This window comes from Xanthomonas sp. WHRI 10207 (assembly GCF_040202975.1).
Taxonomy (GTDB): domain Bacteria; phylum Pseudomonadota; class Gammaproteobacteria; order Xanthomonadales; family Xanthomonadaceae; genus Xanthomonas.
The window spans coordinates 109,862-125,559 of sequence record NZ_JBEGDX010000007.1 but is presented as its reverse complement, the minus strand read 5'-3'; the positions used below and the strand labels follow the sequence as shown (position 1 = coordinate 125,559).

11 protein-coding genes are annotated in these 15,698 nt (G+C 64.8%); 7 read left to right on the top strand and 4 right to left on the bottom strand.

Going from position 1 to position 15,698, the window contains the following annotated elements; all coding sequences use genetic code 11:
• Positions 1-163 precede the first annotated feature (163 nt).
• A complete protein-coding gene (locus ABQU90_RS19620) occupies positions 164-772 on the bottom strand; it encodes a DedA family protein (RefSeq protein WP_115560784.1) in 609 nt (202 codons plus the stop codon).
• Positions 773-778: 6 nt separating this feature from the next.
• Complete coding sequence (locus ABQU90_RS19615) at positions 779-1,342, bottom strand: class I SAM-dependent methyltransferase (protein ID WP_244907798.1); 564 nt, start codon at positions 1,340-1,342, stop codon at positions 779-781.
• 428 nt (positions 1,343-1,770) lie between these two features.
• Here ABQU90_RS19615 and ABQU90_RS19610 point away from each other — a divergent pair, with 428 nt between their 5' ends.
• From ABQU90_RS19610 to ABQU90_RS19600, 3 genes are all read left to right on the top strand, one after another.
• The gene (locus tag ABQU90_RS19610; protein WP_323520833.1) at positions 1,771-3,156 is read left to right on the top strand and encodes an efflux transporter outer membrane subunit; all 1,386 of its coding nucleotides are present in this window, start codon (positions 1,771-1,773) and stop codon (positions 3,154-3,156) included.
• On the top strand, positions 3,153-4,343 hold the full coding sequence (locus tag ABQU90_RS19605; RefSeq protein WP_202974300.1) for an efflux RND transporter periplasmic adaptor subunit: 1,191 nt from the start codon (positions 3,153-3,155) through the stop codon (positions 4,341-4,343). The genes ABQU90_RS19610 and ABQU90_RS19605 overlap by 4 nt, the downstream gene beginning before the upstream one ends.
• Before the next feature lie 70 nt (positions 4,344-4,413).
• Complete coding sequence (locus ABQU90_RS19600; protein ID WP_323520834.1) at positions 4,414-6,363, top strand: MacB family efflux pump subunit; 1,950 nt, start codon at positions 4,414-4,416, stop codon at positions 6,361-6,363.
• A gap of 75 nt (positions 6,364-6,438) precedes the next feature.
• On the opposite strand, the gene ABQU90_RS19595 is transcribed toward ABQU90_RS19600, so the two are convergent.
• Positions 6,439-7,803, bottom strand: a complete 1,365-nt coding sequence (locus ABQU90_RS19595; protein ID WP_323520835.1) for a sensor histidine kinase — start codon at positions 7,801-7,803, stop codon at positions 6,439-6,441.
• Positions 7,800-8,474: a response regulator transcription factor gene (locus ABQU90_RS19590; protein ID WP_055852661.1), complete on the bottom strand. Its 675-nt coding sequence runs from the start codon at positions 8,472-8,474 to the stop codon at positions 7,800-7,802. Before ABQU90_RS19590 ends, ABQU90_RS19595 begins: the two co-directional genes overlap by 4 nt.
• 391 nt (positions 8,475-8,865) lie before the next feature.
• Between ABQU90_RS19590 and ABQU90_RS19585 the strand changes: the two genes are divergently transcribed.
• The 4 genes from ABQU90_RS19585 to ABQU90_RS19570 all read left to right on the top strand — a co-directional run bounded on the left by ABQU90_RS19585 (position 8,866) and on the right by ABQU90_RS19570 (position 15,682).
• Positions 8,866-9,531, top strand: coding sequence for a response regulator transcription factor (locus ABQU90_RS19585; protein WP_323520836.1), 666 nt, complete (start codon positions 8,866-8,868; stop codon positions 9,529-9,531).
• On the top strand, positions 9,528-10,919 hold the full coding sequence (locus tag ABQU90_RS19580; protein ID WP_323520837.1) for an ATP-binding protein: 1,392 nt from the start codon (positions 9,528-9,530) through the stop codon (positions 10,917-10,919). The genes ABQU90_RS19585 and ABQU90_RS19580 overlap by 4 nt, the downstream gene beginning before the upstream one ends.
• 468 nt (positions 10,920-11,387) lie before the next feature.
• Entirely contained in the window at positions 11,388-12,593 is a 1,206-nt protein-coding gene (locus ABQU90_RS19575) for an efflux RND transporter periplasmic adaptor subunit (protein ID WP_323520838.1), read from the top strand.
• Entirely contained in the window at positions 12,590-15,682 is a 3,093-nt protein-coding gene (locus ABQU90_RS19570) for an efflux RND transporter permease subunit (RefSeq protein ID WP_323520839.1), read from the top strand. Before ABQU90_RS19575 ends, ABQU90_RS19570 begins: the two co-directional genes overlap by 4 nt.
• The last annotated feature ends 16 nt before the right edge of the window (positions 15,683-15,698 follow it).

The following is a 15,698-nucleotide window of genomic DNA, read 5'->3' as shown; positions in this document are numbered from 1 at the left end:
ATTGCAATGCGCTTTGCCCATCCACGTCAGTGCTCGTGAGCGCTGTGCAGCGCTAAATCGCACCCTAAGTACGCATGGCCATCAATGTCGGAGCATGCAAGGACACCGCGCGCAACCAGCGAAGCGGGCCGATGTCATCACCGCTGCGGAACACGCCAGCCGACTAGACGTTCACCGACTTGGCGCGCGACTTCTTGCGTATCGAAAAGAACACCACGCATTCCAATGCGACCAGCGCTGCGGCGATGACCATGCCGGTGATCAGCGGATCATGTCCGGTTCCGCGCAGGCAGAAGCCGACCAACAGAAAGCACAGGTTGTAGCCGGCAATTCCAAGTGCTGCGGCGAGCAGGAAGGTCCAGAAGCGCACCCGGATCACGCCTGCCGGCAAGGCCAGATAGATCCGTGCCACCGGGATCGCCTGACCGGCCAGCGTGACCCGGAAATCGTTGCGTCGGTACGACAGCGCAAGGCGGTCGTAAGTAGCGATGCGCAGAAACACGAAACGGCCGTAGTTGCGTACCAGGGCGCGCACGCGATCGTTACCGAGCGCACGGCCGATCTCGTACCAACTGACCGTCGCCAGTACCGATCCGGCCACGCTGATAGCCCACACCGCCAGCAGCGCCGGCACGCTCTCGGCAGTCATGCCGACAACCATCAGCATCAGATAGGAGGGGATCACCGGGATGAATTTTTCGAGGTAGGACATCGCCAGCACGCCTGGCAGGCCGAAGCTCAACACCAGCGTTAATACGTCGTTGGTCTGCATGGTGGCCTAGCCTGTGTACGCACGGCGCTGCAGACGATAGGTCGTCGCTGGCGGGACGTTCCAATACGTGCGCCCGATCTTGACGGCCTCCAGATCGAGCGCATCGAGAATGTGCGCTGGCACCGAGCATTTGAAGCCGTAGGTAAACAGATACATGCGGCCGCCCGGTTTGAGATGCAGGAAGGCGCCACGCACGATGGCGGCCACCTGATGTGCTGGCATGTTCAAGAAGCCAAGGCCGCAGACCACTGCATCGACGCAGGCTCCATCGAAGCGAGGTACCGATTCAAGATCGGTGACATCCATCTGCAGCACTGACGCGTGCGGGAAGCGCTGCGTGAGCAGCGATGCAAACCTCTGGTTGTATTCGAGCAGGATGAGGTTCTTTTCGCGCACGCCCTTGTCGATCATCGCCCGGGTAAACGCACCGGTACCCGGACCAAGTTCCAGGACCCGCCCGGTACGCTCCGAGAGTTCGGAGGTGATGATGGAGGACAGTGCACGTCCGGAAGGAAGGATTGCCGCAACGGAGCAGGGGGCCGTGATCCATTCGCGAAGAAACGAAGCCATATACGAACGTGCCATCTATCCTCACAGCGTTGAAAGAGTTAGGCCAATCTGCGAAACGCAACAGTCATCCGATCGATGGATGACACGCAGTCGGCATCACAAGGCTAGGGCATCAATCTGTCCGCAGTCTGTCGTTGATGCCGAGCCGTGATTGAAAGTTCAGCCACGCATCAGCATCGACTACAACTCGGTAGCGATGCATCGTCGCAACCTTGCGCGGTAACGAACACCTCGAGCGACCGACGATGGCTGCCGTTGGCTGAATGCACTGGCTAACGGTGGACTAAACACGACAGCAGACAGGCTATCGACAGAGAGCGCTGCCAGCATGCGCTGCAACCGACTCCTGCCTGTGCTGTCGCACTGCCGCCTCGATACGCGCCACATGCGATGCACGTTACCGCTGCATAACGACGTTTGAGAACACGATGAGACTTTCAGCCAACATCGCCTATGCGATGGCGTTGCTGGCGCTGGGTGGCTGCGCCAACCTGGCGCCGCAGTACGTGCGGCCGCCGCCACGGATCCCGCAACAGCAAACGACCTCCGAACATGGTTTCGCACCCACGGCGCTGAGCGAGGTGTTCGCCAGCCCACGCCTGCGCGATACCGTCGCGCTTGCACTGGAGCGCAATCAGGACCTGGCGCTTGCGATGTTGAATGTGCAACGCGCCAGGGCGAGCTACCGGTTGCGTGGCGCCGAGACGCTGCCGACAGTGACACTGGACGGTAGCGGCGTCGATGCCAGTCGTCAGCAAGGTCAACTTTCGGTATCGCTCGGGTTTGCCAGCTATGAGCTAGACTTCTTTGGACGCGTGAAAAATCTCAAAGAAGCGGCCTTGCAGGATGTTCTTCAGAGCGATGAGAATCGACGCAGTGCCTCGCTCAGCCTGATCGCCGAAGTGGCGACTGCATGGCTGAGACTGGATGCTGATCAGCAACGCTTTGCGTTGGTGAACAAGACCGCGGGGAATCTGCAACGGGTGTACGAGTTGACATTGGCCCGTTACAACCAGGGTGCCATCAGCGGGCTGGAGTTGGCGCAGGCGGACACCGCGTTGGCGCAGATCGGCACCGAGCAGGCTGGCCTGGAAGCGCAGCTGCAGCAAGATCGCAATGCGCTGACTTTGCTGGTTGGTGCCGAGGTACCCGAGACGCTGTTGCCCGATGCCGACGCGCGTGGTCATGCAGCACTGTCGCTCAACGGTCCGTTGCCGGCAGGGGTTCCGTCGTCACTGCTGCTGCGTCGCCCCGATGTCATGGCCGCAGAGCATGCGCTGATCGGCGCCAATGCCGATATCGGGGTTGCGCGCGCACGATTCTTCCCTCGCATTGCCCTGACCGGCAGCTACGGCAACACCAGCACGGCGTTGTCCACGCTGCTTGGCGGAGGTGGCTGGAACATCGCTGCCTCCGCAGCGGTGCCACTGTTCGATCACGGCGCCAACCGCGCCAACCTGAAGGTGACCGAGCTCGATACCCAAATCGCCCAGGCGCAGTATCAGAAGACGCTGCAGATCGCGTTCCGCGATGTGGCCGATGCGTTGGCCATCGGCGGGAGCATCGCTGCGCGACTGCAGGCGCAGACGCAACTGATCGACGCCGCAAGCAAGCAGGCGCGCATTGCCGCCGCCAGATACGAGCGCGGGCAGACCGGATTGGTCGACCTGCTGAATGCCGAGCGTGCGTTGTATGCGGCGCAGCAGGCCTTGCTGGACACCACCCTGTTACGCGACAGCAACCTGGTGACCGCCTATCGCGTGCTGGGTGGCGAATGGATGCAGGCACCCACGCGGGGAGGCAGCGCGCCATGAGCCGTTCGATGCTGTGGTTGCAGCGCCTAGGGCGCTACCGTTGGTGGTCGATTGTGGTGCTGTCGTTGTTCGTCGGCTGGCTGGTGAAGGTGCAGTTTTTTTCTCCACCGGTTGCACCGCAGGTGGCCAGCTCGGCGGTGGTGCTGGGGGATATCGAAGAGACCGTGCTGGCGACCGGCAGGATCAACGCCTCGCAGTTGGTGAGCGTTGGCGCGCAGGTCACCGGCCAGGTAGTGGCCCTGCACGTCAAACTTGGAGACTCGGTCAAGAAAGGGCAGCCGATCGCCGAGATCGACGCGTTGCCGCAGCAGAACGCGCTGCGCACCGCACAGGCGCAAGTGCGCAGCGCCGACGCCAGGTTGACGGCACGGTTGGCCAGCCTGCGTCAGGCCACCCTGGCGGACCGTCGCCAGCGCGCCTTGATGGCAGATGATGCGGTGGCCAGGGTCGATGCCGAGGCGGCAGAAGCCACGCTGGCGACGGTGCGGGCAGACATCCAGGCCTTACGCGCGGAGCGGGAGCAAGCCACGATCGCGGCAAGCACCGCCGAGCTCAATCTGAGCTACACACGCGTGGTGGCGCCAATGGATGGCGAAGTGGTGGCCATCGTCACCGAGCAGGGACAAACGGTGAATGCCAACCAGAGCGCGCCGACCATCATCAAGCTCGCCCGTCTGGACACCATGACCGTCAAGGCGCAGATCTCCGAAGCCGATGTCACCCGGGTATCGGCCGGGATGGGCGTCTATTTCACCTTGCTGGGCGAGCCCGACACCCGCTATCGCGCGGTGCTGTCTGCGTTGGAGCCGGGTCCGACCACGATCGCCAGCGATGCCTCCGGCGTCGTGGCGGGCCAGGCGAGCAGTGCCGCGTCCAATGCGGTGTACTTCAATGGCATCTTCGATGTGCCCAATCCGCATCGCACCTTGCGCATCGACATGACCGCGCAAACCACGATCGTGTTGGCACGCGCACGCGCTGCACGCCTCATCCCGAGTGGTGCGCTGGGCGAGCGCACCGCCGATGGAAGCTATGTGGTCCACGTGCTGACCGCCGATGGCGGGCGGCAGATGCGCCGCATCCGTGTGGGGCTCAATAACCGCATCAACGCACAGGTGATCGCAGGCCTTGAGCTGGGCGAGAGGGTGATCACCAGCGATCTCGATACGCCTGCGCAGACGCCTTGATGCGTCGTCGCGTTGTCACGGGCAGGCGCTCATGCACCGCCTGCCCACATCCATCATTGGAGCCTGCGTCATGCCCGCACTGTTGCAAGTGAGCGCGCTTTGCAAAGAGTTTCCGTCTGCCGACGGCAGCGTTGCGATCCTGCGCGATGTCACGCTGCGCATCCACGCCGGGGAAATGGTCGCCATCATGGGGCCATCGGGCTCGGGCAAATCCACCTTGATGAACATCCTGGGCTGCCTGGATCGCCCGACGCGCGGGAGCTACCAGGTCGCCGGGCAGGACATTGGTCAACTGGATCCGGACAGCCTGGCGCGTCTGCGGCGTGCCCACTTCGGCTTCATTTTCCAGCGCTATCAGCTGCTGGGGGAGCTGGATGCGATCGGCAATGTCGAAATCCCTGCGATCTATAACGGGACCGCGGCTAGTGCGCGCCGCGCGCGCGCGCAGGCCTTGCTGGAGCGTCTGGGGCTGGGCACACGGCTGCACCACCGGCCGGGGCAGCTGTCCGGCGGGCAGCAACAACGCGTGTCGATCGCCCGCGCGCTGATGAATGGCGGCGAGGTCATTCTGGCCGACGAACCGACCGGCGCATTGGATCAAGCCAGCGGCAAGGAGGTCATGACGGTACTGCAGGAGCTGCACGCGGCAGGTCACACCATCATCCTGGTCACGCATGACCCCGAGGTGGCGGCGCATGCGCAACGCATCATCGAGATCCGCGACGGCCAGATCGTGGCCGACCGCCAGCTGCGTCCGGCGACCCCTCGCACCGCGATCAAGGACGCCGTGGTCGCCGATAGAGCGGGGCGCCTGGCAGACCTGCTGGGGCGCTTTGCCGAAGCCGGTCAGATGGCGCTGCGCTCGATGTTCAACCATCGCCTGCGGACCTTGTTGACCATGCTGGGCATCATCATCGGCATCTCGTCGGTGGTATCGGTGGTTGCGCTCGGCGAAGGGTCGCGGCGGTCGATCCTGTCCGACATCGATGCGCTGGGCACAAATACGATCGAAGTGATGCCGGGGGCGAGCATCGGCGATCGTGCGGCCGATACGGTGCGTACGTTGAGTGCCGACGATGCGGTCGCCATCGCCGGGCTGGAGTACGTGGACAGCGCCACGCCCTCGATCTCCACCAGCGCCGGCCTGCGCTATGGGCCCCACGATGTCGCCGCCAGCATCACCGGCGTCGGCGATCAGTTTTTCCGGGTGCGTGGCTACGCATTCGCGCAGGGGCGCGGGTTCGACGCGCATGCGATCCAGGCCAGGGCGCCGGAGGCGGTCATCGACCAGGCGACCCAACGTGCGCTGTTTCCAGGCAGCACATCGGCGCTGGGCAAGGTGATTCTGGTGGGATCGGTGCCGCTGCGGGTCGTTGGCGTCACTGCCAGGCCGACCTCGGGGTTTGCCGGCGACACCTCGCTCAACGTGTGGCTGCCCTACACCACGGTGATGGCGCGCGTCTCCGGCGATGCACGCGTGCGCAGCCTGACGGTGCGTGTCTCGACGCAGGTGCCAAGCGCGGTGGCCGAGCGTGGTATCGACACGCTGCTGCTGCAACGGCATGGGCGCCGGGATTTCTTTCTGTCCAATTCCGACAGCGTGCGCAAGACCGTCGAACAGACCACACGCACCATCACGCTGCTGATTTCCTCCATTGCGCTGATTTCGTTGCTGGTCGGCGGCATCGGGGTGATGAACATCATGCTGGTGTCGGTGACCGAGCGGATTCAGGAGATTGGCGTGCGGATGGCGGTGGGTGCGCGTCAGTCCGACATCCTGCGCCAGTTCCTGATCGAAGCGACGCTGGTCTGTCTGGTCGGCGGCACCTTGGGCGTGGCGCTGGCACTGGGTGCGGGCGTCCTCGTCGGTTGGGTGAGCCCGAGTTTCGGAATGGTGTTCTCGCAGTGGTCGATCATCGGCGCGTTCACCGTGTCCACAGCGATCGGCGTGGTATTCGGTTTTCTGCCGGCACGGCGTGCGGCACGCCTGGATCCGATCAAGGCGCTTGCGCGCAGCTGATGTGCGGTGCGGTGACGTGGATGAACAAGCCCCGCTGCGGTCATGTCCAGGCAAGACAGCGTAGGGATGCCGGCACTACACCGCCGCAGGAAACACCAGCCGGAAGCAGGCACCCGCTGCGGTGTCCGGGACCAGCAGGACGCTGCCGCCATGGTGTCGCATGATGGTTTGCACCAGGTCCAGTCCCAGGCCGGCGCCACGGCCGTCCTTGCTGTCGCGATGAAACGCCTCGAAGATGCGTTCGCGCTCGGAATCCTTGACCCCGCGTCCTTCGTCGGCAACATCCACCGTGCCTGCTGCCGAGACCCGGATCGTGATCGTTCCCTGACGCCCGCCATAGCTGATCGCATTCTGGATCAGGTTGGTGAGTGCGCGCTCGATGGACACTTCATCGCCATCGACAGGCACCACCGCAGCATCGGTCTCGAACGCCACCTGGTAGCCTGCGGCGAATGCCAGCGGCGCCAGATCGAGTACCACGCGTTCTGCGATCGTGGCCAGATTCAGACGCGAAAACACGATGGTGTCGGAGTCGAGCCGCTGGATGTCCAGCAGCTGCCCGGTCAATGCGCCGAGGCGGACGGCATCTTCCATCAGCCGCGTCCGCAAGGGGCTGGCCGGCAGCGCGGACAGGCGCGTGGTCAGAATCGCCACGGGGGTGCGCAGTTCGTGCGCGGCATCGGCGATGAACCGCTTGTGCTTGGCCAACGCAGTGTCCAGGCGCGCCAGGGCGTCGTTGATGGCCTGCACGAAGGGCGCCACTTCGGCCGGTACCTGATCAAGGCCCAGGCGCATGCCGGTGCGATGAAAATCGATCGATCTGGCCTCTTGCGCGGCCTTGTCCAGCCCCTTGAGGCCGCGCTTCACCGCAAGCGGCATCACCAGCATGGTGGACACCGAGACCAGCGCAATGATCAACAGGGTTTGCCACAGCACCGGCGAGGCCAGCCGCAGCAGTTCCCAAGTGCTCACCGGCCCGCGTGCCCAGAATGCGATCTGCACCTGCCCGGCATCCGACTCCACCCAGGCCACGCTTGCACGCGTGTCGGTGGTGCTGGCACCGCCCACATCGAAGCTTGCCGACTCCACCAACGGCAATGCGGACAGCGCCGGCCGGATGGCCGCTGGCGGCGTTCCCTCCACAAGGCGCTGCCCGTGTTTGTCGGTGACGATGAACCACAACGTGGTCGACTTGGCACGCAGCTCGGACATGTCTGCGCTCGGGCGCATGTACAGCCGACCCGTGCGGTCGTGCGCGACCGACCGCGTGAGCGTTTCCAGGGTCTGCAACTCGTAGGTCAGGTTGCCGTTGGGAAACTCCATCGTGGCCTGGATGACCAGGACGAAGATGACGACGCCGGCCAGCGCGATCATGGCGGTCTGCGCGGCGGCCAGGCCACGCACCAGACGCCATCGCAACGACGGCGGCTTGTAGGTCATGCGCTCACACTCAACATGTAGCCCACGCCGCGCACCACATTGATCGCAAGCGCGCTACCCGCATCGGACAGCTTGCGGCGCAACCGCGAGACATGAGTGTCCAGCGCATTCGGTTGCACGTCGTCGTCCATCGAGAACACCGCCTGCATCAGCGTGCCGCGCGGCACCATGCGTCCGACGCGCTTGAGCAATGCTTCAAGCACCAGCAACTCCCTGCGCTTGAGATCCAGCGCCTCGCCGCCGATGCTGGCGGTGCGATTGACGAAGTCGTAGGACAGATTGCCGGCAGTGACAATATCGGTCTGCAAATGTGCCGGCCGGCGGACCAGTGCGCGCAGCCGGGCCATCAGTTCTTCCACCGCGAACGGCTTGGCAAGGTAATCGTCTGCGCCGATGTCCAGGCCGACCACGCGTTCGGACAACTCGGCCAGCGCGGTGAGCACCAGCACGGGGGTGACATTGCCCTGCTCGCGCAGGGTCTTGAGAAACTGCAAGCCATCGCCGTCGGGCAATTGCCGATCGAGAATCATCACGTCGAACGCGCCCAGTGCGGCCGCGCTGGCCGCCGCTGCCAAGGTCGGGGCGTGATCCACGATCATGTTGTACGTTGCCAGGACGTCGCGGATGGCAGACGCCATCTCGGGCTCGTCCTCGATCAAAAGCACCTTCATGGTTGCGCTCCTGCCCCGGTGGATCGGTCCTTCTACACCCGCGACCTGTCGTGAACATGTCCCGGCATGCGACGCCCCAGCCTACCGCAGGACTTGGCACCTGCAGCGGGCGGGGGCATGGCGGACTGGAGCGCAAGGCGGTGCAGCCGATCGACCGCAGTGGCGGGTTGCGGCCGGCGTTTTCGCCTACCTGCCTGCATATGTCCGCTTTCCTGGCGCAAGCGCGTCGGTTGTCGAGCGACTGCGACAGGCACCGACAGGCACATTGGGACGCAACTGCCCTGTTCGCGCACGACGCTGCCCAATCCAGCCGCCATCGCGGGCCGCTTAATGCAGAATTAAACCCACTCCAGGATGCTGTGGCCCCCTAGTGCCTACCGACCAGCACCGAATGAAGCTGCTCCTTGTCGAAGACGACGCCATGTTGGGCGACACCATCTGCGATGGCGCACAACAGGGCGGGTGGGAGGTGGACCATGTCGTGGATGCCGCTGGGGCGCAGGTGGCGCTGATCGATCATCCCTATGCGGCAGTGCTGCTGGATCTGGGGCTTCCTGGCGAGTCGGGGCTGTCGGTGCTGCGCGGCATGCGCGCCCGGTGCGACCCCACTCCGGTGTTGATCCTGACCGCACGCGGGCAGCTGAGTGAGCGCATCGTCGGTCTGGACGCCGGTGCCGACGATTACCTGGTCAAGCCGTTCCAGTTCGACGAATTGTGGGCGCGCGTGCGGTCGGTCATTCGGCGCAGCCAGGGCAGCGTGGTGCCGATCTTCAGCTTCGGCGACGTGAAGGTGGACCGGAGTCGCCGCGCGGTGAGCAAGGCCGGTGTCGATGTAGTGTTGAGCGCACACGAATACCGCACCCTGATGGCGTTGATCGAACGCCCCGGCCATGTGCTGACCCGCGACCGTCTGCAGGACCTGGTGTACGGGCCGACCAGCGAGCTGGAGAGCAATACCATTGCGGTGTTCATCCATCAGTTGCGGCGCAAGCTGGGCGAGGACCTGATCAGAACCGTGCACGGACTGGGTTACGTGGTGGGGCAGCCGACCGGATGAGACCGCAATCCATCACTGCGCAATTGTTCATGGTGATCGTCAGCGTCATCGCCTTGTGCTGGGTCGCGGTCATCGCGCTGGTGCTCACGCTGCTCTCGCTCAATCTGAAGAGTACGTGGGACGAAAAGCTCGAAGCCATCGCCACGCAGATGCTGATCACCATTCCGGCCAAGAGCAGGTTCGACCAGAGGGCCGGCCCGGGCCTGCAATTGCCGGACACCTTCACCGGTGCGCGCGAACAGTTGGTGTTCCAGGTCTGGATCAACCGCACAACGATGGTGGCACGCACGCCTGGCGCGCCCGATTCGGCGCTGCAGCCATCGTTTACCGATGGGGCGGCCACCACCCTCATCCAGGGCGAACACTGGCGGGTGTACTCGGTCACCGACAGAACCGGCCGTGTCAGCGTTCAGGTCGGCAACCCGCAGAGTGTGGTGGATGCGGACCTGCGCCACGAGGCGTGGCACGCGCTCGCCTTGGCCACGGTGTTGGTGGTGGTGGCGGGCGTGGTGATGTGGTGTGTGGTGCGCCGCTCGCTGCAGCCGGTCAGAGCGCTGGGCAAGGCGTTGCGGCGGCGCAAGAGCCTGGACCTCGCCCCGTTGCCGTTGTCCAAACTCCCGCGCGAAATACACGCGCTGGTGGCGTCGTTCAATCATCTGCTCGAGCGGCTGGATGCGGCGATCGAAGGCGAACGCCGTTTTATCGGCGACGCCGCGCATGAGCTGCGCACGCCGCTGTCGGCACTGCAGGCGCAGGCCGAAATCGCGCTGGGCGCCCAAGACCTGCAAAGCAAGAATCAAGCACTACTGAAGCTGCTGCGCGTGGCCAAGCGCAGCACTCGCTTGTCCGAGCAATTGCTGGATCTGGCGCGGTTGAACGCGGGGCGGAGCGCATCGATGCACCAACCGACTGAACTGAGCATGTTGGTGCATCACATCGCACAGGAATTCGAGGTGCATGCGCGACAGAACGGGCGCGCGTTGTATCTGGATATCCACAGCTGCGTCGTTGCGTGCAACGTGGACGACATCGGCATCCTGCTACGCAACCTGGTGGATAACGCAATGCGTTACACGCCGGAGGGCGGCAACATCCTGATCAGCTGCGGCTATATCGCCGATGCGACAAGCGAAGACGGTGCAAAGACCGTCAGCGAGGTGTTTCTGCAGGTTGCCGACGATGGGCCCGGCGTCCCCGAATCGGAACGCGAGGCGATCTTTGTCCGCTTCCATCGCGTAGCCGGCACTCCGGTCCGCGGCAGCGGCATCGGGTTGTCGTTGGTCGCCGGTATCGTGGATCTACACCAGGCACGTATCGAGACCGGGCCTGGTCTGAGCGGGCGTGGGTTTAGCGTGCGCATCGTCTTTCCAGGCAGCGCGACGGGCTGAGCACCTGCCCCGGGCCGTGGGGAGCACTGTGTGCAAAGCGTCGATGCGCGTGCCGGATGCGTTGCGCGTGCACGCAGCTGCGGCGTCCGTGCTGTCGGTCGATGCAGGCCCGCGCATCGTCGACCGTGGCGCAAATCGGCTGGACGGTCCGCGTACCTGAAGCTGAACCTTTCGCGCAGCGGACTCGGTGCGCTTAAAGAATTCTTCAACGGACTAAAAGTTCTTTAACGGGCGCTTGAAACGATGCCACCTAGCCATGGTTCGCTGGTGCTTGAGACTCGCTAGTCGCTGCGTCGACGGTGCCAACGTCATTGCGTTGGCAGAGAGTGCGCGCAATGCCACACCTGGCCTGCACCCGGCCGCCTCTTGGCGCGATACCGCCGCATGCATGCAAGCGCGCAGATGCATGTGCCGCGTGCTGGTGTGGCCCTTTCCCCTTTCCCCTTTTCCTCAGATCGCGTAACCACCATGACCCCAACCGACACAACGGACAGCGCGCGCACCAACGCTGCGGCATCCAAGCGCAAACGGCGACGTTTCGCGTTGCCGCTGATGTGGTGTCTGCTGGCCAGTGGTGCCATTGCCGCAGGCTGGGGCTGGTCCACGCGCGCCCGGCCGCAGCTCCAGAATCTTCCAATCACCGCGTTGTCGGTCACGGCCATCACGCCACGTCAGGTGGAGTGGCCACGCACGCTGTCGGCGACCGGGATCGTGGCGCCCTGGCAGGAGGCGGTGATCGGTTCGCAAAGCAATGGGCTGCGGCTGGTGACGCTCAACGTGGCGGTCGGCGATGTGGTGACGCGCGGGCAGCTGCTGGCACGTTTTGATACCGCCACTCTGCTGGCGGCACGCGCAGAACTGCGTGCGGGCCTGGCCAAAGCACAGGCGGCTGCAGACCAGGCCAATACCAATCGCACACGTGCCGTGCGCGTGCAGGCGGCCGGGGCGATGAGTGACCAGGAGGTGCAGCGCTACGTGACCGAAGCGGTGACCGCCACCACCCAGATCGCGGTGGCGCAGGCGCAGCTGGATGCCAACCGGCTGCAGCTGCAGCAAGCCGACATCACCGCCCCCGACGATGGGTTGATCAGCGCGCAGAGCGCCACGCTGGGCGCGGTGGCCAGCAGCGGCCAGGAACTGTTTCGCTTGGTGCGGCAGGGGCGCCTGGAATGGCGTGGAGAGTTCACACCCGAGCAGATTGCGCGGATCGCCGTAGGCCAGGACGTCCGGCTACGGCTGCCCGACGGCAGTGCCGCCGTGGCACGCGTGCGCCAGATTGCGCCGCTGCTGGATGCGCGCTCCCGGCTTGGCGTGGTGTATGCGGATATCCAGCCCGACCGCCTGCTGCGCGGCGGGATGTACGTCGACGGTGCGGTGGCGTTGCCGCCCAGCAGCGCACTGGTGGTGCCGGCGTCGAGTGTGGTGGTGCGCGATGGCCGCAGCCTGGTGTTCCGCATCATCGGCAGCGGTCCCGAATCCAGGGTGCGCGCGCAAGCGGTGACGGTGGGGCGACGGGTCGGGACCGACGTCGAACTGCTGCAGCCGTGGAGCGGCGGCGAGCGCATCGTGGCGCAGGGGGCCGGGCTGCTTGCCGATGGCGACACGGTGTTGGTCAAGACTACGCCGGCCGGCCCGCTGGTCGGCATGCAGCTGATTCCACGTACGCCACGATGAACTTTGCTACCTGGTCGCTGCGCAATCCCATTCCCGCCGTGTTGCTGTTCTTCCTGCTGACCCTGGCGGGCGTCTACGGCTTTCGCAATCTCTCCATCCAGGCATTGCCGGATATGGACCTGCCTACCGTCACTGTCGCCTTGACGCAGCCGGGGGCGGCACCGGCGCAGCTGGAAACCGAGGTGGCGCGCAAGGTGGAAGACTCCATCGCCACCGTCAGCGGCCTGCGCCATCTGCGCACCACCATCAGCGATGGACAGGTGCAGATCGTGGCCGAATTTCATCTGGAAAAATCGCTGTCCGATGCGTTGATCGAAACCAAGGATGCGGTCGACCGGGTGCGTTCGTCGTTGCCGCCGGAACTGTTGCAGCCTGCCATCAGTGCGGTGACCGAAACCGGCACGCCGATCCTGACCTATGCGGTGACATCGACAACGCTGGATGAGACCGCGTTGTCCTGGTTTGTCGACGATACCGTAAGCAAGGCGCTGCTGAAGATGCCTGGCGTGGGCCGCGTGCAACGCCTGGGCGGCGTGCAGCGCGAGATCCGGGTGGAGGTGGATCCGGTGCAGATGACCGCACTCGGGGTGACCACGTCCGATGTGTCGCGCGCGCTGCAACAGACCCAGCAGGATTCCTCCGGCGGACGCGTGCAACTGGGCGGCGCCGAGCAATCGGTACGCACGCTGGCCGGCGTGCAGCAGGCCGCGCAATTGCCTGGCATGTCGATTGCGCTCGCAGCCGGCGGCAGCGTGCGCCTGGAGCAGATCGCGCGCGTACGCGATGGCATCGCCGACCGTCGGCAGGCCGCGCTGCTCGACGGTAAGCCGGTGATCGGGCTCAGCCTGTATCGCACCAAGGGCTTCGACGAGACCAAAATCGCCGAAGGCGTTGCGCAGGCGCTGCAGCAGTTGCAACACACCGACCCCTCGCTGCGCATCACCCCGGTCTCCGGCACCGTGGCCTACACCCTGGAGCAATTCGAAGGCTCGATGTCGATGCTGTACGAGGGCGCACTGCTGGCGGTGCTGGTGGTGTGGCTGTTCCTGCGCGACTGGCGCGCGACCCTGATCGCCGCATCGGCGCTGCCGTTGTCCATCTTGCCGGCGTTTGCGGTGATGTGGTGGCTGGACTACTCGCTCAATACGCTGACCTTGCTGGCCCTGGCGGTGGTGGTCGGGATCCTGGTCGACGATGCCATTGTCGAGATCGAAAACATTGAACGTCATCGGCGCATGGGCAAATCCGCGTTTCAAGCTACCGCCGATGCGGTCAACGAAATCGCCTTGGTGGTCATGGCCACCACCGCGACGCTGGTGGTGGTGTTTGTGCCGACCACGTTGATGGGCGGCATCCCGGGATTGTTCTTCAAACAGTTCGGCTGGACTGCGGTGATTGCGGTGGTTGCCTCGTTGATGGTGGCGCGGCTGATCACTCCGATCATGGCGGCCACCTTTCTGCGCGCGCGGCACAGCGATCCATCCGAGCCGGCGACCGGTGCGGTGACCGCCCGCTATCTGCAGATGGTGCAGTGGAGCTTGCGGCATCGCGCGGCGACGTTGGGCGCCGCCGGTGTGTTTCTGCTGCTGTCGCTGGCGTTGTTGCCGTTGCTCTCCAAAGGCCTGGTGCCACCCAGCGACCGCGGCTTCATTACCGTTAGCGTCGAGCTGGGACCGGAAAGCGACATCGGGCAGACCCGTCAGGTTACCGAGCGGGTGCGCGCGGCGGTGGGCCGCATCGATGGCGTCGGCGCGGTGTTCACCAGCATCGGCGGCACTGCGGGCGGGCGCGGTGCGCAAGTGGCGGAGGTGCGCAAGGCCGAGATGACCCTGGTGTTGTCGCCGCGCAAGACGCGTGCACCGCAGGCGCAGATCGAGCGCGCAGTGCGGCGGGTGCTGGTCAACATCACCGGCGCACGCGTCACCGTGAGCGGCGGCGGGCCGGGCGAACACCTGTCGATGATTCTGACCAGCGAATCGGAAGATGCCCTCAATGCCACCGTCGCTGCGTTCGCAAGCCAATTGCGCTCGGCCGGCCTGTCGGGTGTGCGTACCACCGCAGGCCTGCAACGCCCGGAGCTGGTAGCGCGGCCGATCCAGCGCCAGACCGCCCGTTATGGCGTGAGCAGCGCCGATATCGGCCAGACCCTGCGCACTGCGACCAGCGGCGATTTCGAACCGCAACTTGCCAAGCTCAATCTGGACAACCGGCAGATCAACATCCGCGTGCAGGTTCCCGACCGGGTCAGGGCCGATCTGGAGGCGTTGTCCAACCTGCGCGTGCAATCGCGCAATGGGCTGGTGCCGTTGTCCAGCGTGGCGGTGTTGGCGATGGAGAGCGGGCCGACCGAGATCAATCGCTACGATCGCCAACGCTACGTCACGGTGAGCGCCGACCTGGGCGACATGCCGTTGAGCAAGGCGATGGCCTTGGCCACCACGCGCCCCGCCATCCAGCACCTGCCTGCGAACGTGTCGCTGATCCAGTCCGGCGATGCAGAAGTGGCGGCGGAATTGTCGTCCGGCTTGCTGCTGGCGATCGCGATCGCCACCTTGTGCATGCTGTGCGTGCTGATCCTGCTGTTCAACGATTTCTTCCAACCGTTGACGATCCTGTCGGCCATTCCGCTATCGCTCGGCGGCGCCTTCATTGCGCTGTTGTTGTGCGGCAGTGAGCTCGATGTGCCGTCGATGATCGGCCTGGTGATGCTGATGGGCATCGTCACCAAGAACTCGATCCTGTTGGTCGAATACGCGGTGATCGCGATCCGCGATGGGGCCGCGTCGGTCGACGTCGCCTTGCTCGATGCGTGCCACAAGCGCGCGCGCCCGATTGTGATGACCACCGTGGCCATGATCGCCGGCATGCTGCCGATTGCGTTGGGTTTCGGTGCCGATGCCAGTTTCCGCCAGCCGATGGCCATCGCGGTGATCGGGGGATTGATCAGTTCGACCCTGCTGTGCCTGGTGGTGGTGCCTGCGGTTTTCAGCTGCATCCACGATGGTCGAACATGGCTGCATCGGCGTTGGCGCGGCGCATTTAGGCGGGCGGATGATGATCCGGGCGGCCAAGCGCGTGCGGCAGACTAAGCGCGGCTAACAAAAC